Raw genomic sequence first — 25568 nt, 5'->3', positions numbered from 1 at the left:
TCTTGGGCCAAGCGCCGCGCCGGCGCGCGGCGCGGTTGCGCAAGTACCCGCCGCTATCCTCAAAAATGCCGGCCTCGCGGCGGCATGCAACAGCAGCGCGCCCGCAGGGCGCGCTGCCTGGCCCAACGCTTTGATGGAAATCTTTGATTTCGATTACAGGGGCGGGAGCGCTCCGTTCGTTACAGCCCCCAAGCGTCAGCGCACTGCCGGTTCATCTTCGAACCATTCGGCCATCAGGCCCGCCCAAGTTTCGGGCACAGTGTGGCCGCCGTCAAACAACACCAGTTCGATCTCCGCCCCCGGCCCGCAATCCCAGCGGCGGTGCATCAGGCTGTCCGCGCTCCAAGCCTTGACCGGCGCGTGCGACGCGCAGCCGTTCGCCTCGCGCCAAACCTCAAGCCCGGCAAAGACATCGCCCTGCTCCCAGCGCCCGCCGCCAAGGATACGCCCCTCCAGCGGCACCACCTCATCGCGCCAGCCGTGGGTTTGCAACAGGCGCACCGGCCCCTCGCAAGTCTTAGGCTGCGGCCGCCAGAACGCACCGGACACCGGCGCATAAGCAGCAAAGGCCGCCGGATTGCTGCAAGCCAGGTAATGCACCATAAAGGCACCCGCTGAGAACCCTGCGAGAACCGTCTGCGCAGAGGATGTGCCAAACCGTTCCGAGGCATCTGTCAGCACAGACGCAAAAAACGCTCCCTCATCCCGGCCTTCGGTGAACGGCCCGAAGCCCCAGGACTGCGGACCGCTGCCGCCGCGTTTGCGCCCCTCAGGTGCAATCACCGCATAGCCGCGCGCAGTCAGCCCTTCGGACAGCGCCCTGTTGCGCATCACCTGCGCGCCGCTGCCGCCGTAGCCATGCAAGAACATTACCACAGGCGGCGGGGTGTTCGCATCAGCGGGCAGCGCGATGTGATACGCGCCATCCGCAACCTCACACGCGCCGGCCTCTGAACCGCAGGCAGCAACTGCCGCGCCGCCCCACGCCGCAGACAGCAGCGCTGCGGCTGCGGCTGTTTTCCAAGTCTTCATCATCCCTCCCATCGCGCCACCGGAAGGTTGGCGGCAATCCAGCCTGGTCCTGCACCGGATCCCAGCATGCCTTCGGGCACGTCAAACACATTGCTGAATCCCGCCCGCGCCAGGGCCAGCGTCAGCCGGGCCGACCGCACGCCACGGGCGCAGATCAGCGCCACAGGCAAAGCCGGGTCCGGCCCCGCCGCGGTTTGCAGGGCTGCTATAAAGTCGTCGCGGCGCATGTCGATCTGATGGCTGCCCACCGGCACCCCCGAGGCGCGCCATTCCTGCGGCGTGCGGATATCCACCAAGGTAATCTCCCCGGCCTGCGCCTGGGCAAAAGCCTCGGCTACGGTCAGCCGCGGGTGATCATGGTCCGGAGGCTGCCTGCGCTGCCACCAGATCCCCGCACCAGCCGCCGCTGCAATACCGCCGAGCAGCGCCAGCCGGCGGGACACTCCGCGTTTACCTGTGTTTTCCTGCGCCGCCATCCCGCCGCTTTCCTTTCAATCCGACCGCCCGCTGACTGCCCGGACCCGGGCCGTTGCCCCAAGACCTAGCAGGCCATGAGGCCGCAATCACCAGAAACAGGCCAATACCGCCGGTCAAGTTCTTGTTATTGGACGGACACTGCCCAATTATGGCCCTAACGAGCGTAAGATTCCCGTCTCTGGCTGCGTCATTATTACCGCATCCGGGCCGGCGGGGGTGGTTCTGGGCAAGAAAATTGCTTAGCACTGGTCCAAAAACGACGCGCCAACCCGACAGGAGACCTGCACGTGTCCCTATTCCTGATTGCGGCCCTGCCCTTTCTCGGAGCCGTCTTCCCAGCGCTGTTGATCCGCGCGGGACGCAATGCGGCAGCCTCAGCCGCCGGGCTTACCAGCCTGCTCGCCTTTATCGGGCTGATGCTGCATATCCCGGCCGTGTTCCGCGGCGAAACCATTCATGCCTCTGCCAGCTGGCTGCCCGCATTGGGTCTGAATGCCAATTTCTTTCTTGACGGGCTGGGCTTCCTGTTTGCGGCAATGATCCTGGGCATCGGCCTGCTCATCATCCTTTACGCCCGGTTCTACCTGTCGCGCGAAGACCCGATGGGCCAGTTCTACAGCTATCTGCTGCTGTTCCAGGGCGCGATGGTTGGTATCGTTCTGTCCGATAACATTCTGCTTTTGCTGGTATTCTGGGAGCTGACCTCGCTCAGCTCCTTCCTGCTCATTGGCTATTGGAAACACCTGCCCGAAGGCCGCCAGGGCGCGCGGATGGCGCTGACTGTCACCGGCTCCGGCGGGCTGGCGATGATTGCGGGGATGCTGATCCTGGGCCATATCGCAGGCTCTTATGACCTGAGCGTCATTCTGCAAAACAAAGACGCCATTCAATCCTCGCCGCTGTATCTGCCCGCGCTGATCCTGATCCTTCTGGGGGCCTTCACCAAATCGGCGCAGTTCCCGTTCCATTTCTGGCTGCCGCATGCGATGGCAGCACCCACGCCCGTCTCGGCCTATTTGCACTCTGCCACCATGGTGAAGGCCGGGCTGTTTCTGATGGCCCGCATGTGGCCCGTCCTCGCCGGCACGCCCGAGTGGTTCTATATCGTTGCCACCACCGGCCTTGTGACCATGCTGCTGGGCGCGGTGATTGCGCTGTTCAAGGATGACCTCAAGGCGCTATTGGCGTTTTCCACCGTCAGCCATCTGGGGCTGATCACCATGCTCTTGGGCTTTGGCACCAAGATCGCCGCAGTGGCGGCCGTGTTCCACATCATCAACCACGCCACCTTCAAGGCGGCGCTGTTCATGACCGCGGGCATTGTCGATCACGAGGCCGGCACCCGCGACATCAAACGCCTTGGCGGATTGCGGCATCTGATGCCGGTCACCTTCACCATCGGCATGGTCGCGGCGCTGTCGATGGCCGGCATCCCGCCCTTGAACGGTTTCCTTTCCAAGGAAATGATGCTGGAGGAAGCCGCCCATACCGTCTGGAACGGCTCGCATCTGGTGATCCCTGCGCTGGCCTCCGTGGCGGCGCTGTTCTCTGCCGCCTATTCCTTCCGCTTCATTGCCCATGTCTTCTTCGGCCCCAAGCGCGACGACTATCCCGCACACCCGCATGACCCCAACTCCGGCATGTGGATGGGGCCTGCCTTTCTGGTGGTGCTGGTAGTGCTGATCGGCCTGGCTTCGGCCAAGATCGCAGGTCCGATGGTCGCCACTGCCGCCAGCGCGGTGATCGGCGGCGAGAAACTGCCCTATTACTCGCTCAAACTGTGGCACGGGCTGACTCCGGCGCTGTACATGTCCCTTTTTGCCGTGCTGGGCGGCGCGGTGCTGCTGGCGCTGCACAGGCCGCTGGAGCGGATCTGGAACGCCCTGCCCCGCCCCGAAGCCAAGGTCATTTTCGACGCCATGATCGATGCCTTTACCCGCCTGGGCCAAGGCGCGACCGAAGGGCTGCACAATGGCAACCTGACCCGCTATGCGGCAGTCATGGTCACCTTTACTGTTGCCATCGCCTTTTACGCCTATCAGGGCGGCACACTGGGTGCGACCACGCGTGAGCTGCAGAAGCCGGGCCTGCTGCCCGTGCTCGGCTGGTTCGCGCTGGTTGTGGCGACGCTGTTCATCGTCGCCAAACACCGCAACCGCCTGTTGTCGCTGGTGCTGATCGGCGTTGTGGGTCTGGTTGTCTCAATGTCGTTCAATTACCTCTCGGCGCCTGATCTGGCACTGACCCAGATTTCGGTCGAGGTGGTGACGATCATCCTGATGCTGCTGGCGCTGAATTTCATGCCCAAGGAAACCCCGGTTGAAACCCCGGCCCTGACCCGCATCCGCGATGGCGCGATATCTGTGGTCGCCGGTCTGGGTGCCGGCGGGCTGATCTATGCGCTGCTGATGCGTGATTTTGCCTTCCCGACCATTTCGGACTTCCACCTTGCCAACTCCTACAAGGGCGGCGGCGGCACCAATGTGGTGAACGTGATCCTGGTCGATTTCCGCGGCTATGACACCTTTGGCGAGATCATCGTGCTGGGCATCGCCGCCATGGTGATCTTTGCCCTGACCGAAGCGGTGCTGAGCAGCCGTGTGCGCGCCCATCTTCTGAACCGCAAGCCCGACCTGCCGCAGGCCGGCGACGCGCATCCGCTGATGATGGTGGTGGCAACGCGGGTGATAATGCCGCTGGCGCTGATGGTGGCGGCCTATATCTTCTTCCGCGGCCACAACCTGCCGGGCGGCGGCTTTATCGCCGGGCTGATCGCGGCAATTGCGATCATCATGCAATACATGGCGTCGGGCTTTGCCTGGGCCACTGAACGCCAGCGCTACCCCTATCACGCTATCATCGGGTCGGGCGTGCTGATTGCCGCCGCCACCGGCATGGGAGCCTGGTTCAACGGCATGCCCTTCCTGACCAGCGATTTCGGCTACCTGCACTGGCCGCCGCTGGAGGAATTCGAATGGGCCACAGCCGCCCTGTTCGACCTGGGCGTCTTCCTGGCGGTGGTTGGCGCGGTGCTGCTGGCACTGGAAAGCCTGTCGCGCTTTGCCTGGCAGCCAGGGATGAGCACGGAACACGCGATGGACATCAACCCGGCGCGCGATGACGCGGACAAGACCGGGACGGAGGGATAGATATGGAACTTCTCGTCGCCTCTGCCGTCGGCATCCTGACCGCGGCCGGCATCTACCTGATCCTGCGCCGCCGCAGCTTCCCGGTGATCCTGGGCCTGTCACTGATCACCTATGCGGTCAATGTCTTCCTGTTCGCCACCGGGCGGCTGGCAACCGGCGCGCCGCCGATCCTCAACAAATACGAGGAGGTCGCCTATACCGATCCGCTGCCGCAGGCGCTGGTGCTGACCGCCATCGTGATCTCCTTCGGCATGACCGCCGTGGTTGTGATGATCGCGCTGGGGGCCTATCTGTCGTCGCGCGATGACAGCACTGCCATGCCGGTTGAGCCCGAAGGCGCAGGAGACGACGCATGATCGACCACCTTCTGATTGCGCCGGTGGTGCTGCCTGCCCTGGTGGCGCCGTTCATCATCATGGCGGTGCGCCACCATCTGGACCTGCAGCGGATCTTTTCGCTGGCCAGCGTGGTGCTGCTGGCCGCCGTGTCGCTGACCCTGGCCGCCCAGACATTGGACGGCACCGTCAAGGTCTATGAGCTGGGCGACTGGCCCGCGCCCTTTGGCATTGTGCTGGTGCTGGACCGGCTGTCAGCGATGATGATCGTGCTGACCTCGCTCTTGGCGCTGCCGGTCCTGCTCTATGCCATCGGCTCCGGCTGGGACACCCGCGGCGCCAATTTCCACGCGCTGTTCCAGTTCCAGCTGATGGGCATCATGGGCGCATTCCTGACCGGCGACGCCTTCAACCTGTTTGTGTTCTTCGAGGTGCTGCTGATCGCCTCCTATGGCCTGATGATCCACTCCGGCGGCACCCGCCGGTTTCAGGCCGGGGTTCAGTATGTAGTGTTCAACTTGCTTGGCTCCACCCTGTTCCTGTTTGCGCTTGGCACGCTGTATTCGGTGACCGGCACCCTGAACATGGCCGACCTCGCGGTGAAAGTGGCCCAGATCCCGGCTGAGGATACCGCCCTGCTGCGCGTTGGTGCTGTGATGCTGCTGCTGGTCTTTGCCATCAAGGCGTCGCTGCTGCCGCTGCATTTCTGGCTGCCCTCGGCCTATGCCAATGCGCCGATGCCGGTGGCGGCCCTGTTTGCCATCATGACCAAGGTCGGCGCCTATTCGATCCTGCGTATGTACACGCTGATTTTCGGCCCCGAGGTTCAGGCCACCGCCGGCCTGACCGAGACCTGGCTGCTGCCCGCCGCCCTGCTGACCCTTGGCGCCGGCGCCATCGGTGTTCTCGGCTCCAAGAAGCTGGGCCGGCTTGCGGCCTTTGGCGCCATCGCCTCGATGGGCACGCTGCTGATCGCCATTTCGCTGTTCACCCAGACCGCCGCGGCAGCGGCGCTGTACTATCTGGTGCATTCCACCCTGGCCGCGGCGCTGTTGTTCCTGGTTGCCGATCTGGTGATGGAACGGCAGGGCCAATGGATCCTGCCGCAGCTGCCGATGCCGCAGACCGGGCTGATCTCCGCGCTGTTCTTTGCCGCCGCCATCGCGCTTGCGGGCATGCCCCCGCTGTCGGGTTTCCTTGGTAAACTGCTGGTGCTGGATGCCACCCGCGGCGTCGATCTGGCGCCGTGGATCTGGGCCGTGATCCTGCTGGGGTCGCTGATCACCATTATCGGCATGGCCCGCGCCGGTTCGCTGCTGTTCTGGAAAGGCCACGGCCTGCCGCCGCAGGACATTGATACCAGCGCCGAACCGCCACTGGATAACCTGGCCGCAAGACCGGCGCAGCTGCCCTTTGTCGCCTGTTTCGGCCTGCTGGGCGGCCTCATTGCCCTTACCGTATTCGCAGGCCCCGCCACCCGCTATGCCGAGGCAACGGCAGCCCAGCTCTTTACGCCAACAGCCTATATCGACACCGTGCTGGGGAGGACGGCAGAATGAAACTGATCCGGCGGCTGTTCCCGCACCCCCTGCTCACGCTTCTGCTGACCGTCACCTGGCTCTTGCTGGTCAATGGCTGGTCGCTGAATTCGCTGGTATTTGGCCTGCTGCTGGGCGTGCTGATCCCGTTTGTGACCCAGCCCTACTGGCCCAACCGGCCCAAGCTGCGCCGCCCGCTGAAGATCACGGAATACATCCTGGTGGTGCTGCTGGACATCGTGCAGGCCAATATCATCGTGGCCCGCATCGTGCTGTTCAAACCCAATGCAGACCGCCGCCCCAACTGGATCACCGTCCCGCTGGACCTGAAAACCCCCGAGGCAATCACCGCCCTTGCAGGCACCATCACCATGACGCCGGGCACCCTGTCGGCGGATGTCTCGGACGAGGGCCACGCCCTCTTGGTCCACTGCCTGGATGCTCCCAACCCGGACGCGGTGCGGGACGAGATCAAACAGCGCTACGAGCGCCGGCTGATGGAGATTTTCGAATGATCGAAAGTGCTGCCACCTTTGCCTTTGCCTGCTTTGCCCTGGCGATGCTGATGAACCTCTGGAAGGTCGTCACCGCGCCGGACGTGGCCGACCGCATCCTGGCGCTGGACACCATGTTCATCAACGCCATCGCCCTGATGGTGCTCTACGGAATGGCGCTGGGGAGCGAGATTTTCTTTGAGGCCGCCATGATCATCGCCATGCTTGGCTTTGTCTCCACCGTGGCCTACGCGCGCTTTATCCTGCGCGGCAATATCATCGAGTGAGGGTGAGACATGGAAAGCCTGTTTGAATTCCTCGTTGCCGCTTTTCTGGTAATTGCCGGGGTCTTCGGTTTTGTCGGCTCCTTCGGGCTGCTGAAACTCAACGATCCGATGTCGCGCCTGCACGCCCCGACCAAGGCCACCACCCTGGGCGTCGGCGGCGTGCTGCTGGCCTCGATGCTGCATGCGGCAGCGTTTGAGAAATACTTCTCGGTGCATGAGCTGATGATCACTCTGTTCCTGTTCCTGACTGCGCCGATCACCGCCAATTTCATTGCCAAGGTGCATATCCACCGGCAAGAGAGCCGCGACACCATGCCCTCGGCGGGCGAGGATGACCATTGGGCCACCCATGACACGCCAGAGGACGAGGAACGCCGCCACCCGACCCACACCCCGCCCACCGAAGACTGAACGCAGACCACTCAGGAAGGCCTGAACCGTGATGGACACCTCCCGCTTGCCGCTGACCCGCGATCTGGTGCTGGTCGGCGGCGGCCACACCCACGCGCTGGTGCTGCGCAAATGGGGCATGCGGCCCCTGCCCGGCGCCCGTCTGACGGTGATCAACCCCGGCCCCGCTGCGCCCTACTCCGGCATGCTGCCCGGTTTCGTCGCGGGCCATTACGGGCGCGATGAGCTGGACATCGATCTGGTGCGTCTGGCCCGGTTTGCCGGCGCCCGCGTGGTGCTGGGCGCGGCGGATCATATCGATACCGCAGCCCGGCTGGTGCATGTGCCGGGCCGCCCGCCCATCGCCTATGACGTGGCCTCGGTTGATGTCGGCATCACCTCTGCCATGCCGGACCTGCCGGGCTTTGCCGGCTACGGGATCCCAGCCAAGCCGCTGGGACGTTTCGCCGCCCAATGGGACGCGTTCCGCGACGGTGACACCCCCGCCCATGTCGCCGTGATCGGCGGCGGCGTGGCGGGGGCAGAACTGATCCTGGCGATGGCCTTTGCTCTCAGATCCCGCGGCCGGCTGGCGCAGGCAACCCTGATCGACAGCGGCCAGGCCTTGCGCGCGATTGGCACAAAGGCCCGCCAAACACTCCGCCGCGCTTTGGTCGAACAGGGCGTCCGGCTGGAGGAGAACGCGAAAATCGAGCGCATCCATGACGGCTATATCGTGCTGGAAGACGGGCGCGAGATCCTGTCGGACTTTACCACCGGCGCCGCCGGCGCCCGCCCCTATGGCTGGCTCGCAGACAGCGGCCTGGACCTGCAGGACGGCTTCATCCGGGTCAGTGACACCCTGCAAAGCTCCGCCGCCAACGTCTTTGCCGCCGGCGACTGCGCCCATATGGACTTCGCCCCGCGTCCCAAGGCCGGCGTTTACGCAGTGCGCCAGGCGCCGGTGCTGTACCACAACCTGCGCAGCACCCTGACTGGCGATCCATTGCGTAAGTACCGCCCGCAAAAGGACTACCTGAAACTCATCTCCATGGGCGCCAGGGAGGCGCTTGGCGAACGCTTCGGCACCACCTTGGCCGGCCCCATGATGTGGACCTGGAAAGACCGCATCGACCAGGCCTTTATGGAGAAGTTCCGTGACCTGCCTGCAATGGACGCGCTGCCCCTTCCGGCCGAACACACACTGGGCATGGAGGCCGCACTTGGCGACAAGCCCATGTGCGGCGGCTGCGGCGCCAAAGTCGGCCGCGACGCGCTGCTTGGCGCGCTCGCAGGTCTTGCGCCTGCGGACCGCAAAGACATCACCCCGCTGCCCGGCGACGACGCCGCACTTCTGACCACCGGCGGCGTCAATCAGGTGATCAGCACCGACCATTTGCGCAGCTTCACCAGCGACCCGGTCCTGATGACCCGCATCGCAGCCGTGCACGCACTTGGCGACATCTGGGCGATGGGGGCAGACCCGCAGGCCGCCACCGCCAACCTGATCCTGCCGCGGATGTCACCCGGCCTGCAGGCCCGGACCCTGCAGGAGATCATGGATGCCGCCTCGGACGTCATGCAGCAGGCCGGCGCCGCCATAATCGGCGGCCATACTTCGCTGGGGGATGAGCTGACCATCGGCTTCACCGTCACCGGCCTCTGCCCCCGCCCAGCCATCACCCTGGCGGGTGCCAAACCGGGCGACGCGCTGATCCTGACCAAACCCATCGGCTCCGGCGTGCTGATGGCCGCGGAAATGGCGGGCCTGGCCAAGGGGGAATGGGTCGCCGCCGCGCTGGCACAGATGAGCCAGCCGCAGGGCACCGCCGCCCGCATCCTGCAGGACGCCCGCGCAATGACCGACGTGACCGGCTTTGGCCTTATTGGCCATCTGCTTGGTATCTGCGAGGCTTCCGGCGCGGGCGCAGAAATCTTCACCAGTAAGATCCCCCTGATGCAGGGCGCCGCTGAACTGGCGGACCGCGGCATCCGCTCGTCGCTGTTTCCCGCCAATCAAGCCGCTGTACCGGAACTGAAAACCACTGGCTGGCAGGACCTGCTGTTCGACCCTCAAACCGCGGGCGGCCTGCTGGCAGCGGTCGCCGCGGATCAGGCTGATGATTTGCTGCACCGGCTGCGTGCAGCCGGATACCCGGCACTGCGCATCGGCAAGGTAACGTCAAGCCCCGGCGCCATCACCCTCAGTGCCTAGCGGCGCCTGGCGAACAGGGGCCAGCCCCTCTTGGCCCTGCGGACCAATTCACCCCGGGGGATTTTCATCCAGAAAGAAGCCCTGTTCCGGTGCTTCACCTTTGTGAAAATACTCCTGTCCCGCTGCCTGGCAGGCGGCTTTGCCGCCGGGTGCGCAGGCACGCTGCGCGCCAGCGCAGCGCCGCGCCCAACGGGAGCGGGGCATCTTTGATGTGCCGGCGACGGGCGGGAGCATCGTTTGTCAGAGACGGGACATGATCGCCGCCACCTGCGCCGCTGCGGCATCCAGGCCTGCGTCATCCAGCGCCTCTGCGTCGACAGTGGCGGCAACCTCTGCGCCAATAGCCGTGCGGGATTTGCGGTAGGCGGGGTCATAATGTTCGGCCATCAGCGCCTCGGTCAGCCCGGCTTTGTCGCCCTTGGCAATGCTGGTGAACCAGCCATCAACAACCGCGCCTGAGCGATACGCGCGCAAGGGGGCCAGCTTTTTGCGCAGACCGTCCGCGTCTGACAGGATGTCGTCATAAGCCGCCACCAAATATCGGCAGCGGGCCGCAACCGGCACCTGCAGGTCAATCCTCGGTGCCTGCTTCATTGCCGCCCAGACCGAAGGCGGAATGATCCGCTGGCCGACTTTGCTCGATTCCGCCTCCACCAGCACCGGGCGGCTGGGGTCCAGCCGCATCAAGGCGCCCGCCAGGGCGGATTCAAACCCCTTCTGCGACGGTTGCGGCGTCGGCATGTCCCCCAAGAGCGAGCCGCGGTGATTGGCCAGCCCCTCCAGATCCAGCACCTGCACGCCCAGAGCACCGGCCCGCGTCAGCACCTCGGTTTTGGCCGATCCGGTATAGCCGTCCAGCGCCACCAGCCGATGCGGCAATGCAGTCTGATACAGCGCCGTATTCACCAGACGGCGATAAGTCTGGTAGCCGCCCGCCACCACCTCGGCGCGCCAGCCGATCTGCTGCAGCATCCAGGTGAAGGACCCCGACCGCTGGCCGCCGCGCCAGCAATAGACCAGCGGTTTCCAGCCGCCCTCATGGTGGCTCAGATGCTGCTCGATGTGGTTTGCGGCATTGCGGAACACCAGCGCCGCGCCCAGCTTGCGCGCCTTGAACGGGCTGTCCTGCACATAGATGGTGCCGACCTCGGCGCGTTCCTCATTGTCCAGCACCGGCAGGCTGATTGCGCCCGGCACATGGTCCTCGGCATATTCCGCCGGGCTGCGCACATCGATCACGGTGTCGAACCCGTGGGCATAGAAGTCTTGCAGGGAGGTGAATTTCAGCGCCATGGCCCATGCCTACCCCGCGCCTTCGGCAAGGAAAAGCCGCAAATGCCGCAGTTGCGGCAATAAAACTTGCACGTACTGCGCACAGGGCAGTATGGCAGTCAGGGTGAACAGACCCGCGGGCAGAAGGCCCGGACCAGCAGACCGGCCCCAACAGGCCGGCAAGGACCAGAAGGCCATGGACAGCGACCCTTTGGACATTCACACCCTGCCCGGCCACCTGATCCGGCGGCTGCATCAGATCTCGGTCGCCCAGTTCATGGAACGGATGGCTGAGGAAAGTGCCGACCTTACCCCGGTGCAGTTCTCTGCCCTGGCCGCGATCCACCGCCATCCCGGCATCGACCAGGCCTCGGTTGCCGGGCTCATCGCCTATGACCGGGCTACCCTGGGCAAGGTGGTGGACCGGCTGGTGGAGAAGGGGCTGGTGGCCCGCGGGATCTCCAAGGCAGACCGGCGGGCGCGCGAGGTCAGCCTGACCGGCGAAGGCGAAGCATTGCTGCAACGGATCCTGCCGGTTGTGCGGGCCGCCCAGCCAGGCATCCTGACGGGCCTTACGGATTCGGAACGCGAGATCTTTGTGGCCCTGCTGCAAAAGGCGGCCATCGCCGCCAATGGCCTGAGCCGCGCGCCGCAGCGCGACCTGCCGTCCCGCCAAGCAGCCGAGTAACCTCAGATCAGCCGGCCGCGCGGGATATCCCCGTCCTCAAACGGCTCAATCAGCTCCGGCCCGCTGGCCCGGTTGGAGTTCACCGCCGGATCCACCCGGTGGAATTCCAGAACGCCCGCCGCCCCCGGCTGCATCAGCCGCGCGGCACCTGGCCCGTCCTCGCCCAGCCATCTGCCCCAGTCCTGCGGCTCAAGGATCAATGGCATCCGGTGGTGGATAGGCGACAGCGCCTCATTTGCCGCGGTCGTGACAATGGCGCAGGTCTTGACCGGGTCGTCCGCTCCCCAGCTCTGCCAGATGGCGGCAAAGGCCAAGGGGGCTGCGTCGCTGCGGCGGATGTACCAGGGCAGCCGGGCGCCGTCGCCTGCTTTGGTCCATTCATAGAACCCCGTGGCCGGGACCAGGCAGCGCCGTTTGCGGCAGGCGGCGGCAAATGCGGGTTTTTGCGCGATGGTTTCCGCGCGGGCATTGATCAGCAGCGGCCCGGCGGTCTCAGCCGTACACCACTGCGGCAGGAACCCCCAGCGCATGGGCACCAGCTGGCGGCCCCCCTCCCCGGTCTGCACCGCATGCACCGTATTGGTGGGGCAGACATTATAATCAGGCACATCCGGCAAAGTGTTCGCAGGCTGCGCTGCAAACAGCTGCGCCATTGCATCATTGGGCAGGGTTATGGCAAATCGTCCGCACATGCTGATTTTCTAACCCAGGACTGCCCCAGCGCAAAGTGCCTGCGCACATCCGGGAAGCAGCCGCCCTGACACAAAGAGACGGATAGGCCTCATGACTCTTCAGAACGACCTCCAGGCAGCGTTCGGCTTTCTCAATCAGGGCAAGTTCAAACAGGCGCTGAAACAGTCCAAAGCCGGGATGAAACGGCACAAGACCCATCCGGATTTTCCTAACATCGCGGGCATCTCCCTGTCCGGGCTTGGCAAACACCGCGATGCGGTGCCGCATTTCAAAAAGGCGCTGGCCCTGGCGCCCGGCTTTCATGACGCGCGCAAGAACCTGGCGCAGACGCTTTTGTTCCTGCAGCAGGGCGGGACCGCAATGAAACTGCTGGACCGGGTGCTGGCGGATCTGCCCGCTGATCAGGGTGCGCTGTATCTGAAAGCGCAGGCGCAGCTGGTGCAGAATGATCCCGAAGCGGCCATCGCCACGGCAAGCGATGCGCTCGCCCGCGATGGCAAACAGCCGCGGATGCTGCGGCTGCGCGCCATGGCCTGGAAGAACCTTGGCGACGAAAAGGCCGCGCTGGAAGACTATCAGGCCACCCTGCGCCTGAACCCCGATGACGTGGATGCGCTGACCAATATCAGCCTGCCGCTGGCCCGGCTGATGCGGCAGGACGAGGCCACAGAAGCCGCGCAAAAGGCCGTTGCCCTGGCGCCCGAAAACCTGGAGGCACGGCGGCGGCTGGCCAGCCAGCTGATCTCCAACGGAGAGTCCGATGCCGCCCGCACCCATTGCCTGGCGATATTGGATCTGGACCCCAAGGACAGCCAGGTGCTGGAAATGCTGGCCCGGCTCAACAGCCGTGAACAGAACGCAGAGCTGCTGCCGGTGGCGCAAAAGGCGCTGAAAGCGGCCGCCCCGCGCTCGCTCGACCGCGCCAACGTCAGCTTTTCACTGGCGCGGATAGCCGACCAAGGCGGCGACAAGGACGCCTTTGCCGCCCACAACGACGAGGCAAACGCCTGTATGGCGGCGCAGAACCCCTATGATTACGAGGACAGCGAACGCCAGTTCAGCCGCATCATGGCGGCCTTCCCGGAGGCGATCCCCCCGGCCGAAACTGAAGTTGACGGCCCGCGCCCGATCTATGTGGTGGGGATGCCGCGCTCCGGCACCACGCTGACGGAAACAGTGATCGGCCTGCACCCGGATGTGTTTCCCTTGGGCGAACGCGGCGTGCCGGCCTTCCTGCTGCATCCCTATATCGACAAGGGTCAGGATTTCACCCCCGAGGCCGCCCGCAATTTCGTAGCCGAGGACATCAGCCGCCTGCCGCAGATGCCCGAGGGCACCGCGGCCTATGTCGACAAAATGCCCGACAATTACCGGCTGCTGGGCCATCTGCTGACCGCCTACCCGGATGCACGGTTTGTTCATCTTTGCCGCGATCCGCGCGATGTGGCGCTGTCGATCTGGCGCGGCTATTTCTCCGGCAGCTCACTCACCTATGCCTATGATTTGAAGGCCATGGCGCACCGGTTCAACCTTTATGGCCGGCTGATGCAGCACTGGCGGCGAGTGATGCCGGGGCGGATCTATGACCTGCGCTATGAAGATTTCGTTGCCGGTATCGAGGGTCAAAGCCGCAAGCTGGCGGACTTCTGCGGACTGACTTGGGTCGAGGACATGGCCCACCCGGAACGCCACGAGGGCCAGGTTCTGACACTGTCGAACACCCAAGTGCGGCAGACGGCGCACACGCGCTCAATCGGCAAGTGGGAGAAATACGCCGATGTCCTGGCGCCGTTCATCGACGGATTGGACCCGGAAATATGGCCGGAAATCAAAGGGTAAACCGGCCTATTTCGTATAAGCTTTACGCGCCAGTTCCAACCGGGCATCCATCATCGACATCTCTTTCAGGATCTCCTGCCGGCGGCTGCGGTCGCCGGCCTCGCGCAGCTCTGCCCGCAGGCGCTGCAGCTCGCGCGACAGGCTCACGAACTCCGGCACCCCGCCGCTTTCGCGCACCAGCCGGTTGACCAGCGCGTTTTCCGGATCGCCGCAGTCCGGCAGAGGCCTGCCGGCGCCTTGCAAATTGTCAAAGGCGCCATCCTTCTCGGCGGCTTCGATCCGGGCATTGATGAGGTCGATCAGCGGGTGGTCCATGACCCGCATTCTGCCATGCCCCCCTGCCACCCGCCAGCCCGTTTACGAACCGCCGGCATAGGTTAACAATCACCAAAAATAATGCGGCAGCCCCCCTGCCCGAATGTTTCGCGCGCGAAACATTAGATCCGGTTCGGACCTAGTTGACAGCGCCTATTTCACCCGCGAAATCCGCCCGTCGGTATAGGGCGAATACGGGCCTTGCGCCGCCAGATATTCTGCCAGCACATCGGCCACATCCGGGCCAAAATCATAGGCATTCTTGTCGTCGCCCTCGAACATCGCATAACCGTCGCCGCCGTTGCGGACATAGTCATTGGTGACCACAAGGTATCTCTTTGCCGGATCAATCGGCACAAAACCCCCGCCCTCGGCCACCATCACTTGCCTGATGCGGCCCTCGTTCGGCGCAGCTGAGGCGTCCCAGCTGAATGTAAGACCTGCAACCTGCGGAAAGCGGCCCTTGACCTCCTCCACCTGGCTGACCCCGTTTTCCAGCGCTTGGATGAGGGTTGCGCCGCTGATTTCAAAGGTCGACAGCGTATTTTGAAACGGCAGGATGGTCAGCACTTCGCCCATGGTGACGGCGCCGGCATCCAGACTGGCGCGAATACCGCCGGAGTTGGCAATGGCAATGGTCACGCCCTGATCCCGCACGTGGTCCAGCATTGCATCAGCCACCAGATTTCCCATCTGGCATTCCTGCACCCGGCAAATGTCACGGCTGCCCTCAACCGGTGCGGCCGTTTCCGCCACCACCTTGTTGCGGATCTCATCCAGCGGCTGCGCCAGTTCGGCAATCCGGTCCAGGGTGGCCGCATCTTCGCTGACGGCAGCATCCATGATCAATGGCTCACCTGAGGCGCTGGTCACATTGCCCGCATCGTCGAAGGTCACGCTCAATTCACCCAGGAACTTGCCATAGGCATAGGCCTGTACGATCTGCACCCCGTTGACCACTGTCGGGTACGGGCCGGCGGCCTTGTCCGACCTGTTGGACAGGTAGGTGTTACTGTGGCCGCCGACGATCACGTCAACGCCGGTGGTTTCCGCCGCCACCCGCTGATCCACGCCGTATCCGGAATGGCTCAGCACCACGATCTTGGTCACGCCTTCCGCGGTCAGCCTGTCGACCTCTGCTTGCACCGCCGCCACGGGGTCGGAAAAATGCACGTTCTTACCGGGGCTTGCCAGCTCATGCGTATCTTCGGGCGTCAGGCCGATAAGGCCAATCTTTTCGCCGCCGCGCTCAATCACCGTGGATTTCTTCAGCACATCTGCCAGCGCCGGTTCGCCCGAGACATCCGCATTGGACATCAAGACGGGAAAGCCCACCGCATCCATGAAGCCGCGCAGCACCTCCGGGCCGTCGTCGAACTCATGGTTGCCGACGGTCATCCCGTCATAGCCCAGCTGGTTCATGAATTCCGCCGCGGCCTTGCCCTTGTAATAGGTATAGAACAGCGAACCCTGGAACTGGTCGCCGCCATCCACCAGAATCGAATGCTCCGCCCGCGCCCGCGCCTCCGCGATGGCCGTCACCAGCCGCGCGGTGCCGCCGAAACACTTGCCTTCGGCCTGATCCTCACCGTCGCAGGTGCTGTCGTATTTGTTGATCGGCTCGAACCGCGCGTGGAAATCGTTGGTGTGCAGGATGGTCAGCTTGTACTCCGCCGCCACCGCGCCGGCTGTGAGGGTCAGGGCTGCAACCGACGTGAGAATGCGTGCAATCATTTGGGGCGCTCCTGTTGATCTGTGTTGGGAAAATCCTGCGCCCAAAGCCTGCGCCGGTCAAAGGGGAAAAGCCAGGCCGCCGCCTCCCCTTGCGTCAGCTCTGCGCGGTTGCTGCCGCCAATCCCCCTTGATTCACCCGCAAACACAAGGCATCAGGCCGTCATGCTGATTTACAAGATTTTCCGGGCGGACGAATGGGCCGCACTGCAGGCGGCGGGCGAAACCACTGGCGCGCCGATTGATGTGGCGGACGGTTACGTCCATTTCTCCACCGCAACCCAGGCGGCGGAAACCGCGGCCAAGCATTTTGCCGGTGCCGGGGGGCTGACCCTGCTGGCCTGCGATGCGGTTGCAATGGGGGCGGATCTGAAGTGGGAGATTTCCCGCGGCGGCGCCGAATTCCCGCATCTCTACCGCAATATCCGACTGAGCGATGTTGTCTGGGCCAAACCGCTGCCGCTGGCGGAGGGCGTGCATCAATTCCCGGAGGAGATGGCATGAAGCTGACCGAGAAGCTGGCCCTTGCCGCCCTGCACAAGACCGATCCGGAAAACGCCCATGGCCTGTCAATCAAGGCGCTGACCATGGGGCTGGCGCCTGCCCCCGGCCCGGTGACTTCGGCGCGGCTGAAGACCACGCTGGCGGGCATTGATCTGCCGAACCCGGTGGGCCTCGCCGCAGGCTATGACAAAAACGCCGAGGCGTTGGCGCCGCTGGCGAAGTCCGGATTTGGTTTCATCGAGGTCGGTGCTGCCACCCCGCGCCCGCAGCCCGGCAACCCCAAGCCGCGCCTGTTCCGCCTGACCGAGGACAAGGCGGCGATCAACCGCTTCGGCTTCAACAACGAGGGCATGGAGGCCATCGGCGCGCGTCTGGTACAGCGCCCGCGCAATGCCGTCATCGGCCTGAACCTTGGCGCCAACAAGGACAGCGAGGACCGCGCGGCGGATTTTGCCAAGGTGCTGGCCCATTGCGGTGCGCATCTGGACTTTGCCACTGTCAACGTGTCCTCCCCCAACACCGAAAAACTGCGCGACCTGCAGGGCAAGGCGGCGCTGTCGGCGCTGCTGGCCGGTGTGATTGAAACCCGCGAGGGCCTTTCCCGCCGGGTGCCGGTGTTCCTGAAGATTGCCCCGGATCTGGACCGCGAAGGCATTGAGGACATCGCCGCCGTCGCGCTGGAAACCGGCATCGACGCGGTGATTGCCACCAACACCACCCTGTCGCGCGACGGACTGCAAAGCGCCTATAAGGGCGAGGCCGGCGGGCTGTCCGGAGCGCCGCTGTTTGAAAAATCCACCCGGGTGCTTGCGCAGCTGTCGGAGCTGCTGGAGGGCCAAGTGCCGCTGGTCGGTGTCGGCGGTATCAGCACGGCGGAGCAGGCCTATGCCAAGATCTGCGCCGGGGCGTCAGCGGTGCAGTTCTACACCGCGATGGTCTATGGCGGGTTGTCGTTGGCCGGAGACATCGCCCGCGGGCTGGACGCGCTGCTGGCGCGGGATGGCTTTGACAACGTCGCACAGGCGGTTGGCACCAAACGGAAGGATTGGCTGTGATTACTTATTGGCATTACCCGAAATGCTCAAAATCCCGCGCGGGCCTTGCGCTGATTGAGGAGCGCGGCGTGGATGTGCAGACGCGGGTGTATCTGGAAGATACGCCTTCGGTGCAGGAGCTGAAGACCGTATTGGCCGCACTCAATGTGCCTGCGGTGGAGATGGTACGGACCGGCGAAAAAGTCTTCAAAGAGCTGGGCCTGACCAAGGACAGCACCGAGGAAGAGCTGCTGGCAGCCATGGCCGCGAACCCGATCCTGATCGAGCGCCCGATTGCGATTAAGGATGGCAAGGCTGTGATCGGACGCCCCACCGAGGCGATTGAAACGCTGCTGTAAGCGGCTGCGGCGGGCCAATAGGCCCGCCTTGCACATTCAGGCGCCCACTTGCGCCTCCAGCCGCGGATAGCGCAGGCCCAGCGTGACGCCGCGAGCGATGTTCAGCACGATCAGCGCGGCCCAAAGGCCATGATTGCCAAAGGCTGGAACCAGCAGCAGCAGCGCCGCGACATAGATGGCCACCGATTGCAGCATCGCCCACCGCATATCGCGGGTCCAGGTGGCGCCGATATAGATGCCGTCGAACATGTAGCTCGCCACGCTGAGGACCGGCAGCACCGCCGCCCAGACCAGAAACACCCGCCCCGCGTCGCGCACTTCAGGTGACGTGGACATCAGGTCGATGAGCCAAGGGCCGCCCGCAGCAAAGGCAATGCCCAGCAGAACCGACCCGCCGACGCCCCATTGCGAGGTGATCACCGCAGCACGGCGCAATCTTTGGCGGGCCTTGGCGCCGACGGCACCGCCCACCAGCGCTTCGGCAGAGAAGGCAAAGCCGTCCAGCGCAAAGGCGGTGATTTCGACAAACTGCAGCAGGATCTGATTGGCGGCGAGGTTCACATCGCCGATGCCGGAGCCGATGAACAGGAAGGTGGTAAAAGAGCCGGTCAGCAGCACCGAGCGCACCATGATATCGCCATTGACCTGCATCATCCGCTTCAGCCGCGCCGGGTCGAGCACCCGCGCCCAGTCGCGCCATTGGTCACCGGCAAAGGCATCACGGCACAGGTACAGCCCCAGCGCCAGCCCGGTCCATTCCGCAATCAGCGTGGCAATGGCGACGCCTTCCACACCCCAGCCAAGACCCAGCACAAACCACAGGTCCAGAGCGATGTTGAGCCCGTTCATCCAGACCTGCAGCAGGAACACTCCGCGGGTGCGCTCGACCGCGATCAGCCAGCCGGTGACGGCATAAAGCGCAATCGTGGCAGGCGCGCCCCAGATGCGGATCTGCAGGTAGTCCCGCGCCAGGTTTTCGACCTCGGCACTGGCAGGCGCCAGCGCAAAGGCGCCCCAGAACACCGCACCTTGTGCAATGATGAAAACGGCACCGGCCGCAAAGGCCAGCAGCAAACCGCGCGTCAGCAGCGCGCCGGTCTCAGCCCAGTCCCCGGCCCCGCGGGCCTGCGCCGCAAGGCCAGTGGTGCCCATGCGCAGGAAGCCGAAGATCCAATAGATCGTCGCCAGGATCACCGCGCCAATACCAACCGCACCTATCGGTGCGGCCTGGCCCATCTGTCCCACGACGCCGGTATCCACCGCACCCAGGATCGGCACCGTGGCGTTTGACAGCACAATCGGCAAAGCGATTTTCAGCACCCGTTTATGGGTGATCTCATGGCTGGCGCCGGTCATAAGGTCAGCCTTCGCCGTTCTGATCCTGCGGCATCAGGAAATGTCCGGTGGCCTGGGCAAACAGCTTGTCCTTGTGATCCTGCCAGGCCTCTACATGCACCGAGGCATAGCGGCGCCCGGAGCGGTTCACGCGGGCGCGGGCATAGGCATCGCGCGGCAGGCCGGAACGCAGGTAGTCAACGGTGAAGTCGATGGTCTTGGGCTGGCGCGGCAGGTTGCCCTTGGCCATTTCCGCCGGATCCAGATCGCCGGATTCGATGCGCTGCCACAGGTGCGACCAATTGAGCGTGATCATCGCGGTGATTTCCAGGAAGGCCGCGGTGACCCCGCCGTGAATGGCGGGCAGAAACGGGTTGCCGATCAGCTTGTCATCAAAATTCAGCTGCGCCGTCAGCTCATCTCCGCGGCGCTCAAATGTCACGTTCAGGAAGCGGATGTAGGGCACCGAATCCACCAGCGCCGACAGGGCCGCATCGCGGCGCTGCTTGACCACCTGGATCGGTTCTGGACGGGGGCGGCTCAAAACTTCTTCTCCACGGTAAAGGCGCCCGCGGCTGTGGCGACGGGGCGGTCTGTGTCCTCGTCCATCGCAACGGCGCGGACAAAGGCGACGCTGCGGGTGATCTGGTGGCAGGTGGCGCGGGTGGTGATCGCCTGTCCCGGCGTTGCCGGGCGCATGTAGTCGATGCGAAGGTCGATGGTGGCAGTGCCACCCGGCGCCGAAGGATGGCTCATCACTGCGGCGCCGCAGCAGGTGTCCATCAGCGCCGAGACCGCGCCGCCGTGAATGACGCCGGTTGCGGGATCGCCGATCAGCTTTTCATCATACGCCATGCGGATTTCGGCAGTGCCGTCGCTGATCTCAGTCAGCTTCATGCCCAATTGCTGGGCATGGGGGATCGCTTCGATGAACTGGCGCGCGAGGTCGGTCTTGTCGGCCATGGGGCTGCCCCTTTGGATTGTCTGCTTCATCTTTGGCCCCGCCCCGGCGAAAGCGCAAGAGTGCCGCCGCGGAGGTTGCACTGTTCGCTGCAAGTGCATAGGTTCCCGGCAAGGGAGAAGACGGATGACCGACAACAGATTGTCATTCAAAGAAATGTGCGCCGAGTTCGAGGTTACGCCGCGGACGCTGCGCTACTATGAATACATCGAATTGCTGCAGCCGGACCGCGAAGGCCGGTCGCGTTTCTATGGCGCGCGGGAGCGGGCGCGGATGAAGCTGATCCTGCGCGGGCGCAAGTTCGGCTTTCAGCTGGAAGAGATCCGCCAATGGCTCATGATCTATGAAAAAGAGAGCAATGACGCCCAGAACCATGCGTTCATGGATATGGCTGACCGTCAGCTGGTGGAACTGGAAAAGCAGCGTGAACAGATCAATGAGGCCATTGAAGAGCTGAGCGAGCTGCGCGAAAGCACCCGGGCGCTGCTGAAGTAATCTCCTTCGACATCTATCCTAAGCCAGCCCCGTTTTAATCAGCCGGGCAAGCGCCTGCCCGCGGGGCGGGTGCCGACCTGTTTTGCCTGCCGTTTTCCAGCAGCCAGGCAGCGCTGTATTTTTAATGTGATGCCAGGCTGCAAAGGCGCCGGCCCTTTGGGGCGATCTCTCGTGCTATGCGCCGCAAAGCACGGCCGGCAAGCGCTTGCCTGACGCCTTGGTTTTGATTCCGGGCTGCTGGATTCGTCTGCAAAACATTCCTTTCAGGGCTGCGGAACCTTGCTCTGGCGCGGCCACCAAACCGTAACGCTGCGTCACTTTTTGTTCGTTTTACGAACCTTTCACTCAGCTCAAAGTGACGCAACGTACAACTTACGTAAACGTAAAGTCAGTCTTGATCGAAAAGCCGGATGCGCCCAGCTTGGTCCTGCACCAAGCCGTAAGAGTAACGATGATGACTGAGAAAACCATGACCATCCGGGAGATGTGCGAGGCATATGACGTCACGCCCCGCACGCTCCGGTTCTACGAGGCCAAGGAACTGCTGTTCCCGATCCGCGACGGCCAGAAGCGGTTGTTCACCAAACGCGACCGCGCCCGGCTGAAGCTGATCCTGCGCGGCAAGCGGTTCGGGTTCAGCCTGGAGGAAATCCGCCAGCTGCTGGATCTGTACCATGCCGGTGACCAGCAGGTGACCCAGCTCACCAAGACCTATGAGGTCGGCCGCGAGCGGCTTGCCGATATGGAGCGCCAGCGCGAAGAGCTGACCGAGGCGATCGAGGACCTGAAAGACCAGCTGGCCTGGGGCGAAAAGATGATCGCCTCGATGCGGGCCAAGCAGGAGGCCGCCCAATAGGCAGCCGCCCCGCCCTATTCCGCCGGCCTGCCCGGCACCGACCCTAAGCAACAAGACCCCTGAAGAGGACCGCAATGCCTTCTTATACAGCCCCCGCAAAAGACGCCCAGTTCATCCTGCATGACGTTTTGAAGGTGTCCGGCAGCGGCACCCCCGGATACAGCGAACTGGAGCCGGATTTTACCGGCGCTGTGCTGGAAGAAGCCGGCAAGATCGCCAGCGCAGTGCTGCACCCCCTGAACGTGGTGGGCGACACCGAGGGCTGCCGGCTGGAAAACGGCGTGGTCTATACGCCCAAGGGCTTCAAAGAGGCCTTTGAGCAGGTCAAGGAAGGCGGCTGGACCGGGCTGGATATGCCCGAGGAGTTCGGCGGCCAGAACATGCCCTATGTGATGGGCACCGCAGTGGGGGAGTTTTTCTCCTCTGCCAACCAGGCGTTCACCATGTACCAGGGCCTGACCCATGGCGCCGCCTCGGCTATTCTGGTGCATGGCACGGACGAACAGAAAGCCACCTATCTGCCCAATATGGTCAGCTGCCAGTGGACCGGCACCATGAACCTGACCGAACCGCATTGCGGCACCGATCTGGGCCTGATGCGCAGCAAGGCAGAACCGCAGGGCGACGGCAGTTTCAAGATCTCGGGGCAGAAGATCTTCATCTCCTCGGGCGATCACGACATGGCGGAAAACGTCGTCCATCTGGTGCTGGCCAAAATCCCCGGCGGCCCCGACGGCATCAAGGGCGTCAGCCTGTTCATCGTGCCCAAGTTCCTGGTGAAAGAAGACGGCTCGCTGGGAGAGCGTAACGGCGTCTCGGTCGGCAAGATCGAAGAGAAGATGGGCATCCACGGCAATTCGACCTGTGTGATGGATTATGACGGCGCCACCGGCTGGCTGCTGGGCGAAGAGCATAAAGGCATGCGCGCCATGTTCACCATGATGAACGAGGCCCGTCTGGGGGTCGGCATGCAGGGCCTGGCCCAGGCCGAGGCCGCCTATCAGAACGCGGTCGAGTACGCCAAGGACCGGCTGCAGGGCCGCGATGTGACCGGCGCCAAAAACCCGGACGGCCCCGCCGATCCGCTGATTGTGCACCCGGATATCCGCCGCTCGCTGATGGACCAGAAAAGCTTTGCCGAGGGCGCGCGCGCGTTCTTGCTGTGGGGTGCCACCCTGATCGACCAGGCGCACCGTGCGGACGACAAGGACGCCGACGGGCTGATCTCGCTGATGACGCCGGTGATCAAGGGCTTCCTGACCGATCAGGGCTATGACATGACCGTGCAGGCGCAGCAGATTTACGGCGGCCACGGCTACATCGAAGAATCAGGCATGTCGCAATACACCCGCGACGCCCGCATCGCGATGATCTATGAGGGCGCCAACGGCGTGCAGGCGCTGGACCTGGTGGGCCGCAAGCTGGGTCAGCACGGCGGCAAATACGTGCTGGCGTTCTTTGATCTGGTGAAAACGTTCTGCCAGGAAAACAAAGATGTTTCAGAGGCTTTCGGCAAAGACTTCATTGATCCGCTGAAGGCCGCATCCAAAGACCTGCAGGCGGCAGGCATGTATTTCATGCAAAACGGCATGAAGGATCCCAACCATGCGCTGGCGGGCTCTTACGACTTCATGCATCTGTTCGGACAGGTCTGCCTGGGCCTGATGTGGGCAAAGATGGGCAAGGCCGCGCAGGAAGCGCTTGACGCGGGGTCTTCTGACGCGGCGTTCTATGAGACGAAACTCGCAACCGGCCGGTACTATATGGCACGGCGGCTGCCCGCGACCAAACTGCACCTGGCCCGCATCGAAAGCGGTGCTGATACGGTGATGGCGCTGGACGCAGACGCTTTCTGATGCCTTCCGGGCGTTCCCGTGTCGGGAACGCCCAACGCAACCCCGACCGGTGCTTTGACATGCAAAGGACCACATGATGCCGAAACGTTTCCGCCTGACCCGCCGCTTTCCGGTTGCAATGACCGAGGACGGCTATCGCAAGCTAAAGAAGTTTGCCCAGGAGGCGGGGCTGGATGAAGGCGAGGCGCTGTCATTCCTGTTCGAGAATTTCGACAGCGTGACGGATTTTGAAAACCTGAGCCACCGGCTGCGGCTGTTCAACGCCGAGCTGGAGGCGCGCAAAAGATAAGGCCCGCAAAGCGGCCAAAGGGAGAAAGATGACCGAGACGCGCTCCGCATGGATGACGGATGAGCATCAGATGCTCGCCGGAATGACGGCCCAGTTCATCACCAATGAATGGGCGCCCAAATTCGAGACCTGGCGCAAGCAGGGCATGATGGACCGGGAGACCTGGAACCAGGCCGGGGACCTCGGCCTGCTCTGCCCCTCAATCCCCGAGGAATACGGCGGCGCCGGCGGCGACTTCGGCCATGAGGCGGTGATCCTGATGGAAGGCAGCCGCGCCAATCTGGCCAGCTGGGGCCAGGGCATCCATTCCGGCATCGTCGGCCACTATATCCTGGCCTATGGCACCGAAGAGCAAAAACAGCGCTGGCTGCCCAGGATGGTCAGCGGCGAACTGGTCGGCGCGCTGGCGATGACGGAACCCTCCACCGGATCAGACGTGCAGGCAATCAAGACCAAGGCGGTGCGGGACGGCAATGCCTACCGGCTGTCGGGGCAGAAGACCTTTATCACCAACGGGCAGCACGCCAATCTGATCCTGGTCGCTGCCAAGACCGACCCGGCAGCGGGTGCCAAGGGTGTCTCGCTGGTGGCGGTGGAAACCGATGGTGCAGCGGGCTTCAGCCGCGGCCGCAACCTCGACAAGATCGGCTGCCATGCGGCGGACACATCCGAGCTGTTCTTTGACGGCGTGGAAATCCCGCCGGAGAACATTCTGGGCGGCGCCGAGGGCCAGGGCTTTTATCAAATGATGAAGCAACTGCCGCAGGAGCGGCTGATCATCGCCTGCGGCGCAGTGGGCGCCATGGAAGGTGCTGTGGACCGCACCATTGCCTATTGCAAGGAGCGCGAAGCCTTTGGCGGTCCGATCCTGCAGTTTCAGAACACCCGCTTCAAACTGGCGGAATGCCTGACCAAAGCCAAAGTGGCACGCGCCTTTCTGGATGACTGCATTGCCGAGCATCTGGCGGGCAAGCTGACGGTTGAGAAGGCAGCGATGGCGAAATACTGGATCACCGATACCCAGGGCGAGGTTCTGGACGAGTGCCTGCAACTCTTCGGCGGCTATGGCTACATGCAGGAATATGCGGTGGGTGAGATGTGGGCAGATGCCCGGGTGCAGCGGATCTATGGCGGCACCAATGAAATCATGAAGGAGCTGATTTCAAGGGCGCTGTAGGCGCAGGAGCCGCGGCGGAGCGGCGGGAGGCTGATGATGGGATTTGAGTATTTGGGGAAAGATGAAGGCGAAAGAATGCCCCTGCCCCCGGTCCCGGCGGCGCCTGGCCGGAAGGCAGGGCTTCTCCTTTGGCGGTCATCGGCTCTCCAGCCTGTACCGCAGCACGAGTGCAACGGAACATGGTTAAGGAAGTATGAACCCGCATCCTTCTTCTTTGCCAAAAATACTCCACGGGGGTGCGGGGGTG

At 63.8% G+C, this 25568-nt stretch carries 26 protein-coding genes; 17 read left to right on the top strand and 9 right to left on the bottom strand.

The window, feature by feature from the left end; all coding sequences use genetic code 11:
* Nucleotides 1-195 precede the first annotated feature (195 nt).
* Both L1069_RS15765 and L1069_RS15760 read right to left on the bottom strand, forming a co-directional pair.
* Nucleotides 196-1032 (bottom strand): alpha/beta fold hydrolase, encoded by an 837-nt coding sequence (locus tag L1069_RS15765; protein ID WP_343328062.1) that lies wholly within the window; start codon nt 1030-1032, stop codon nt 196-198.
* Entirely contained in the window at nt 1032-1508 is a 477-nt protein-coding gene (locus L1069_RS15760) for a rhodanese-like domain-containing protein (RefSeq protein ID WP_211037970.1), read from the bottom strand. Before L1069_RS15760 ends, L1069_RS15765 begins: the two co-directional genes overlap by 1 nt.
* A 288-nt stretch (nt 1509-1796) precedes the next feature.
* Here L1069_RS15760 and L1069_RS15755 point away from each other — a divergent pair, with 288 nt between their 5' ends.
* Genes L1069_RS15755 through selD form a run of 7 tightly spaced genes read left to right on the top strand, consistent with a single transcriptional unit; the run spans nt 1797 to nt 9917 of the window.
* A complete protein-coding gene (locus L1069_RS15755) occupies nt 1797-4658 on the top strand; it encodes a monovalent cation/H+ antiporter subunit A (protein ID WP_237456293.1) in 2862 nt (953 codons plus the stop codon).
* A gap of 2 nt (nt 4659-4660) precedes the next feature.
* The gene (locus L1069_RS15750) at nt 4661-5014 is read left to right on the top strand and encodes a Na+/H+ antiporter subunit C (protein WP_129370599.1); all 354 of its coding nucleotides are present in this window, start codon (nt 4661-4663) and stop codon (nt 5012-5014) included.
* On the top strand, nt 5014-6552 hold the full coding sequence (locus tag L1069_RS15745) for a monovalent cation/H+ antiporter subunit D (RefSeq protein ID WP_237456312.1): 1539 nt from the start codon (nt 5014-5016) through the stop codon (nt 6550-6552). The genes L1069_RS15750 and L1069_RS15745 overlap by 1 nt, the downstream gene beginning before the upstream one ends.
* Complete coding sequence (locus L1069_RS15740) at nt 6549-7046, top strand: Na+/H+ antiporter subunit E (protein WP_237456292.1); 498 nt, start codon at nt 6549-6551, stop codon at nt 7044-7046. The genes L1069_RS15745 and L1069_RS15740 overlap by 4 nt, the downstream gene beginning before the upstream one ends.
* The gene (locus L1069_RS15735; protein ID WP_027259298.1) at nt 7043-7312 is read left to right on the top strand and encodes a K+/H+ antiporter subunit F; all 270 of its coding nucleotides are present in this window, start codon (nt 7043-7045) and stop codon (nt 7310-7312) included. Before L1069_RS15740 ends, L1069_RS15735 begins: the two co-directional genes overlap by 4 nt.
* 9 nt (nt 7313-7321) lie before the next feature.
* On the top strand, nt 7322-7723 hold the full coding sequence (locus L1069_RS15730; protein WP_237456291.1) for a Na+/H+ antiporter subunit G: 402 nt from the start codon (nt 7322-7324) through the stop codon (nt 7721-7723).
* Between the two features lie 31 nt (nt 7724-7754).
* Entirely contained in the window at nt 7755-9917 is a 2163-nt protein-coding gene (gene selD, locus L1069_RS15725) for a selenide, water dikinase SelD (RefSeq protein ID WP_237456311.1), read from the top strand.
* 240 nt (nt 9918-10157) lie between these two features.
* On the opposite strand, the gene mnmH is transcribed toward selD, so the two are convergent.
* Nucleotides 10158-11210: a tRNA 2-selenouridine(34) synthase MnmH gene (gene mnmH / locus L1069_RS15720; RefSeq protein WP_237456290.1), complete on the bottom strand. Its 1053-nt coding sequence runs from the start codon at nt 11208-11210 to the stop codon at nt 10158-10160.
* A gap of 175 nt (nt 11211-11385) precedes the next feature.
* Between mnmH and L1069_RS15715 the strand changes: the two genes are divergently transcribed.
* The gene (locus L1069_RS15715; RefSeq protein ID WP_237456289.1) at nt 11386-11877 is read left to right on the top strand and encodes a MarR family transcriptional regulator; all 492 of its coding nucleotides are present in this window, start codon (nt 11386-11388) and stop codon (nt 11875-11877) included.
* Between the two features lie 2 nt (nt 11878-11879).
* Here the strand turns inward: L1069_RS15715 and L1069_RS15710 are convergent, their stop codons facing one another.
* On the bottom strand, nt 11880-12569 hold the full coding sequence (locus L1069_RS15710) for an SOS response-associated peptidase (protein WP_237456288.1): 690 nt from the start codon (nt 12567-12569) through the stop codon (nt 11880-11882).
* 91 nt (nt 12570-12660) lie between these two features.
* On the opposite strand from L1069_RS15710, the gene L1069_RS15705 reads away from it, so the two are divergent.
* Nucleotides 12661-14409 (top strand): tetratricopeptide repeat-containing sulfotransferase family protein, encoded by a 1749-nt coding sequence (locus tag L1069_RS15705; RefSeq protein ID WP_237456287.1) that lies wholly within the window; start codon nt 12661-12663, stop codon nt 14407-14409.
* A 6-nt stretch (nt 14410-14415) separates the two neighbouring features.
* On the opposite strand, the gene L1069_RS15700 is transcribed toward L1069_RS15705, so the two are convergent.
* Together L1069_RS15700 and L1069_RS15695 are read right to left on the bottom strand one after the other, a co-directional pair.
* Entirely contained in the window at nt 14416-14724 is a 309-nt protein-coding gene (locus tag L1069_RS15700; protein ID WP_134831286.1) for a DUF1992 domain-containing protein, read from the bottom strand.
* A 153-nt stretch (nt 14725-14877) separates the two neighbouring features.
* The gene (locus tag L1069_RS15695) at nt 14878-16458 is read right to left on the bottom strand and encodes a bifunctional metallophosphatase/5'-nucleotidase (RefSeq protein ID WP_237456286.1); all 1581 of its coding nucleotides are present in this window, start codon (nt 16456-16458) and stop codon (nt 14878-14880) included.
* Nucleotides 16459-16620: 162 nt separating this feature from the next.
* Between L1069_RS15695 and L1069_RS15690 the strand changes: the two genes are divergently transcribed.
* Genes L1069_RS15690 through arsC form a run of 3 tightly spaced genes read left to right on the top strand, consistent with a single transcriptional unit; the run spans nt 16621 to nt 18352 of the window.
* Nucleotides 16621-16959 (top strand): DUF952 domain-containing protein, encoded by a 339-nt coding sequence (locus L1069_RS15690; protein ID WP_237456285.1) that lies wholly within the window; start codon nt 16621-16623, stop codon nt 16957-16959.
* On the top strand, nt 16956-18014 hold the full coding sequence (locus L1069_RS15685; RefSeq protein WP_237456284.1) for a quinone-dependent dihydroorotate dehydrogenase: 1059 nt from the start codon (nt 16956-16958) through the stop codon (nt 18012-18014). Before L1069_RS15690 ends, L1069_RS15685 begins: the two co-directional genes overlap by 4 nt.
* Complete coding sequence (gene arsC, locus L1069_RS15680; protein WP_237456283.1) at nt 18011-18352, top strand: arsenate reductase (glutaredoxin); 342 nt, start codon at nt 18011-18013, stop codon at nt 18350-18352. Before L1069_RS15685 ends, arsC begins: the two co-directional genes overlap by 4 nt.
* Before the next feature lie 36 nt (nt 18353-18388).
* On the opposite strand, the gene L1069_RS15675 is transcribed toward arsC, so the two are convergent.
* From L1069_RS15675 to L1069_RS15665, 3 genes are read right to left on the bottom strand one after another with little or no spacing between them, the layout of a single operon-like run.
* Nucleotides 18389-19708, bottom strand: a complete 1320-nt coding sequence (locus tag L1069_RS15675) for an MATE family efflux transporter (RefSeq protein ID WP_237456282.1) — start codon at nt 19706-19708, stop codon at nt 18389-18391.
* A 4-nt stretch (nt 19709-19712) separates the two neighbouring features.
* A complete protein-coding gene (locus L1069_RS15670; protein ID WP_024089720.1) occupies nt 19713-20231 on the bottom strand; it encodes a PaaI family thioesterase in 519 nt (172 codons plus the stop codon).
* A complete protein-coding gene (locus L1069_RS15665) occupies nt 20228-20650 on the bottom strand; it encodes a PaaI family thioesterase (protein ID WP_129370586.1) in 423 nt (140 codons plus the stop codon). The genes L1069_RS15670 and L1069_RS15665 overlap by 4 nt, the downstream gene beginning before the upstream one ends.
* 124 nt (nt 20651-20774) lie before the next feature.
* Between L1069_RS15665 and L1069_RS15660 the strand changes: the two genes are divergently transcribed.
* From L1069_RS15660 to L1069_RS15640, 5 genes are all read left to right on the top strand, one after another.
* Nucleotides 20775-21143, top strand: coding sequence for a MerR family DNA-binding transcriptional regulator (locus L1069_RS15660; protein ID WP_134829707.1), 369 nt, complete (start codon nt 20775-20777; stop codon nt 21141-21143).
* A gap of 454 nt (nt 21144-21597) precedes the next feature.
* The gene (locus L1069_RS15655; protein WP_129370584.1) at nt 21598-21999 is read left to right on the top strand and encodes a MerR family DNA-binding transcriptional regulator; all 402 of its coding nucleotides are present in this window, start codon (nt 21598-21600) and stop codon (nt 21997-21999) included.
* Between the two features lie 74 nt (nt 22000-22073).
* Entirely contained in the window at nt 22074-23855 is a 1782-nt protein-coding gene (locus L1069_RS15650; protein ID WP_134829706.1) for an acyl-CoA dehydrogenase C-terminal domain-containing protein, read from the top strand.
* Between the two features lie 76 nt (nt 23856-23931).
* A complete protein-coding gene (locus tag L1069_RS15645) occupies nt 23932-24144 on the top strand; it encodes a hypothetical protein (protein ID WP_134829705.1) in 213 nt (70 codons plus the stop codon).
* Nucleotides 24145-24172: 28 nt separating this feature from the next.
* Nucleotides 24173-25321: an acyl-CoA dehydrogenase family protein gene (locus L1069_RS15640; protein ID WP_134829704.1), complete on the top strand. Its 1149-nt coding sequence runs from the start codon at nt 24173-24175 to the stop codon at nt 25319-25321.
* The last annotated feature ends 247 nt before the right edge of the window (nt 25322-25568 follow it).

The sequence above is a fragment of the Leisingera sp. MMG026 genome, assembly GCF_021654205.1.
Lineage (GTDB): Bacteria > Pseudomonadota > Alphaproteobacteria > Rhodobacterales > Rhodobacteraceae > Leisingera.
This window is presented reverse-complemented; position numbering and strand designations above follow the sequence as displayed.

What these genes read in the sequence shown, in the direction of transcription:
- L1069_RS15765 (WP_343328062.1), bottom strand. Translation starts at nt 1,032, where the DNA reads ATGAAGACTTGGAAAACAGCCGCAGCCGCAGCGCTGCTGTCTGCGGCG.
- L1069_RS15760 (WP_211037970.1), bottom strand. Translation starts at nt 1,508, where the DNA reads ATGGCGGCGCAGGAAAACACAGGTAAACGCGGAGTGTCCCGCCGGCTG.
- L1069_RS15750 (WP_129370599.1), top strand. Translation starts at nt 4,661, where the DNA reads ATGGAACTTCTCGTCGCCTCTGCCGTCGGCATCCTGACCGCGGCCGGC.
- L1069_RS15740 (WP_237456292.1), top strand. Translation starts at nt 6,549, where the DNA reads ATGAAACTGATCCGGCGGCTGTTCCCGCACCCCCTGCTCACGCTTCTG.
- L1069_RS15735 (WP_027259298.1), top strand. Translation starts at nt 7,043, where the DNA reads ATGATCGAAAGTGCTGCCACCTTTGCCTTTGCCTGCTTTGCCCTGGCG.
- L1069_RS15730 (WP_237456291.1), top strand. Translation starts at nt 7,322, where the DNA reads ATGGAAAGCCTGTTTGAATTCCTCGTTGCCGCTTTTCTGGTAATTGCC.
- selD (WP_237456311.1), top strand. Translation starts at nt 7,755, where the DNA reads ATGGACACCTCCCGCTTGCCGCTGACCCGCGATCTGGTGCTGGTCGGC.
- mnmH (WP_237456290.1), bottom strand. Translation starts at nt 11,210, where the DNA reads ATGGCGCTGAAATTCACCTCCCTGCAAGACTTCTATGCCCACGGGTTC.
- L1069_RS15715 (WP_237456289.1), top strand. Translation starts at nt 11,386, where the DNA reads ATGGACAGCGACCCTTTGGACATTCACACCCTGCCCGGCCACCTGATC.
- L1069_RS15710 (WP_237456288.1), bottom strand. Translation starts at nt 12,569, where the DNA reads ATGTGCGGACGATTTGCCATAACCCTGCCCAATGATGCAATGGCGCAG.
- L1069_RS15705 (WP_237456287.1), top strand. Translation starts at nt 12,661, where the DNA reads ATGACTCTTCAGAACGACCTCCAGGCAGCGTTCGGCTTTCTCAATCAG.
- L1069_RS15700 (WP_134831286.1), bottom strand. Translation starts at nt 14,724, where the DNA reads ATGGACCACCCGCTGATCGACCTCATCAATGCCCGGATCGAAGCCGCC.
- L1069_RS15695 (WP_237456286.1), bottom strand. Translation starts at nt 16,458, where the DNA reads ATGATTGCACGCATTCTCACGTCGGTTGCAGCCCTGACCCTCACAGCC.
- L1069_RS15690 (WP_237456285.1), top strand. Translation starts at nt 16,621, where the DNA reads ATGCTGATTTACAAGATTTTCCGGGCGGACGAATGGGCCGCACTGCAG.
- L1069_RS15685 (WP_237456284.1), top strand. Translation starts at nt 16,956, where the DNA reads ATGAAGCTGACCGAGAAGCTGGCCCTTGCCGCCCTGCACAAGACCGAT.
- L1069_RS15675 (WP_237456282.1), bottom strand. Translation starts at nt 19,708, where the DNA reads ATGACCGGCGCCAGCCATGAGATCACCCATAAACGGGTGCTGAAAATC.
- L1069_RS15665 (WP_129370586.1), bottom strand. Translation starts at nt 20,650, where the DNA reads ATGGCCGACAAGACCGACCTCGCGCGCCAGTTCATCGAAGCGATCCCC.
- L1069_RS15660 (WP_134829707.1), top strand. Translation starts at nt 20,775, where the DNA reads ATGACCGACAACAGATTGTCATTCAAAGAAATGTGCGCCGAGTTCGAG.
- L1069_RS15655 (WP_129370584.1), top strand. Translation starts at nt 21,598, where the DNA reads ATGACTGAGAAAACCATGACCATCCGGGAGATGTGCGAGGCATATGAC.
- L1069_RS15650 (WP_134829706.1), top strand. Translation starts at nt 22,074, where the DNA reads ATGCCTTCTTATACAGCCCCCGCAAAAGACGCCCAGTTCATCCTGCAT.
- L1069_RS15645 (WP_134829705.1), top strand. Translation starts at nt 23,932, where the DNA reads ATGCCGAAACGTTTCCGCCTGACCCGCCGCTTTCCGGTTGCAATGACC.
- L1069_RS15640 (WP_134829704.1), top strand. Translation starts at nt 24,173, where the DNA reads ATGACCGAGACGCGCTCCGCATGGATGACGGATGAGCATCAGATGCTC.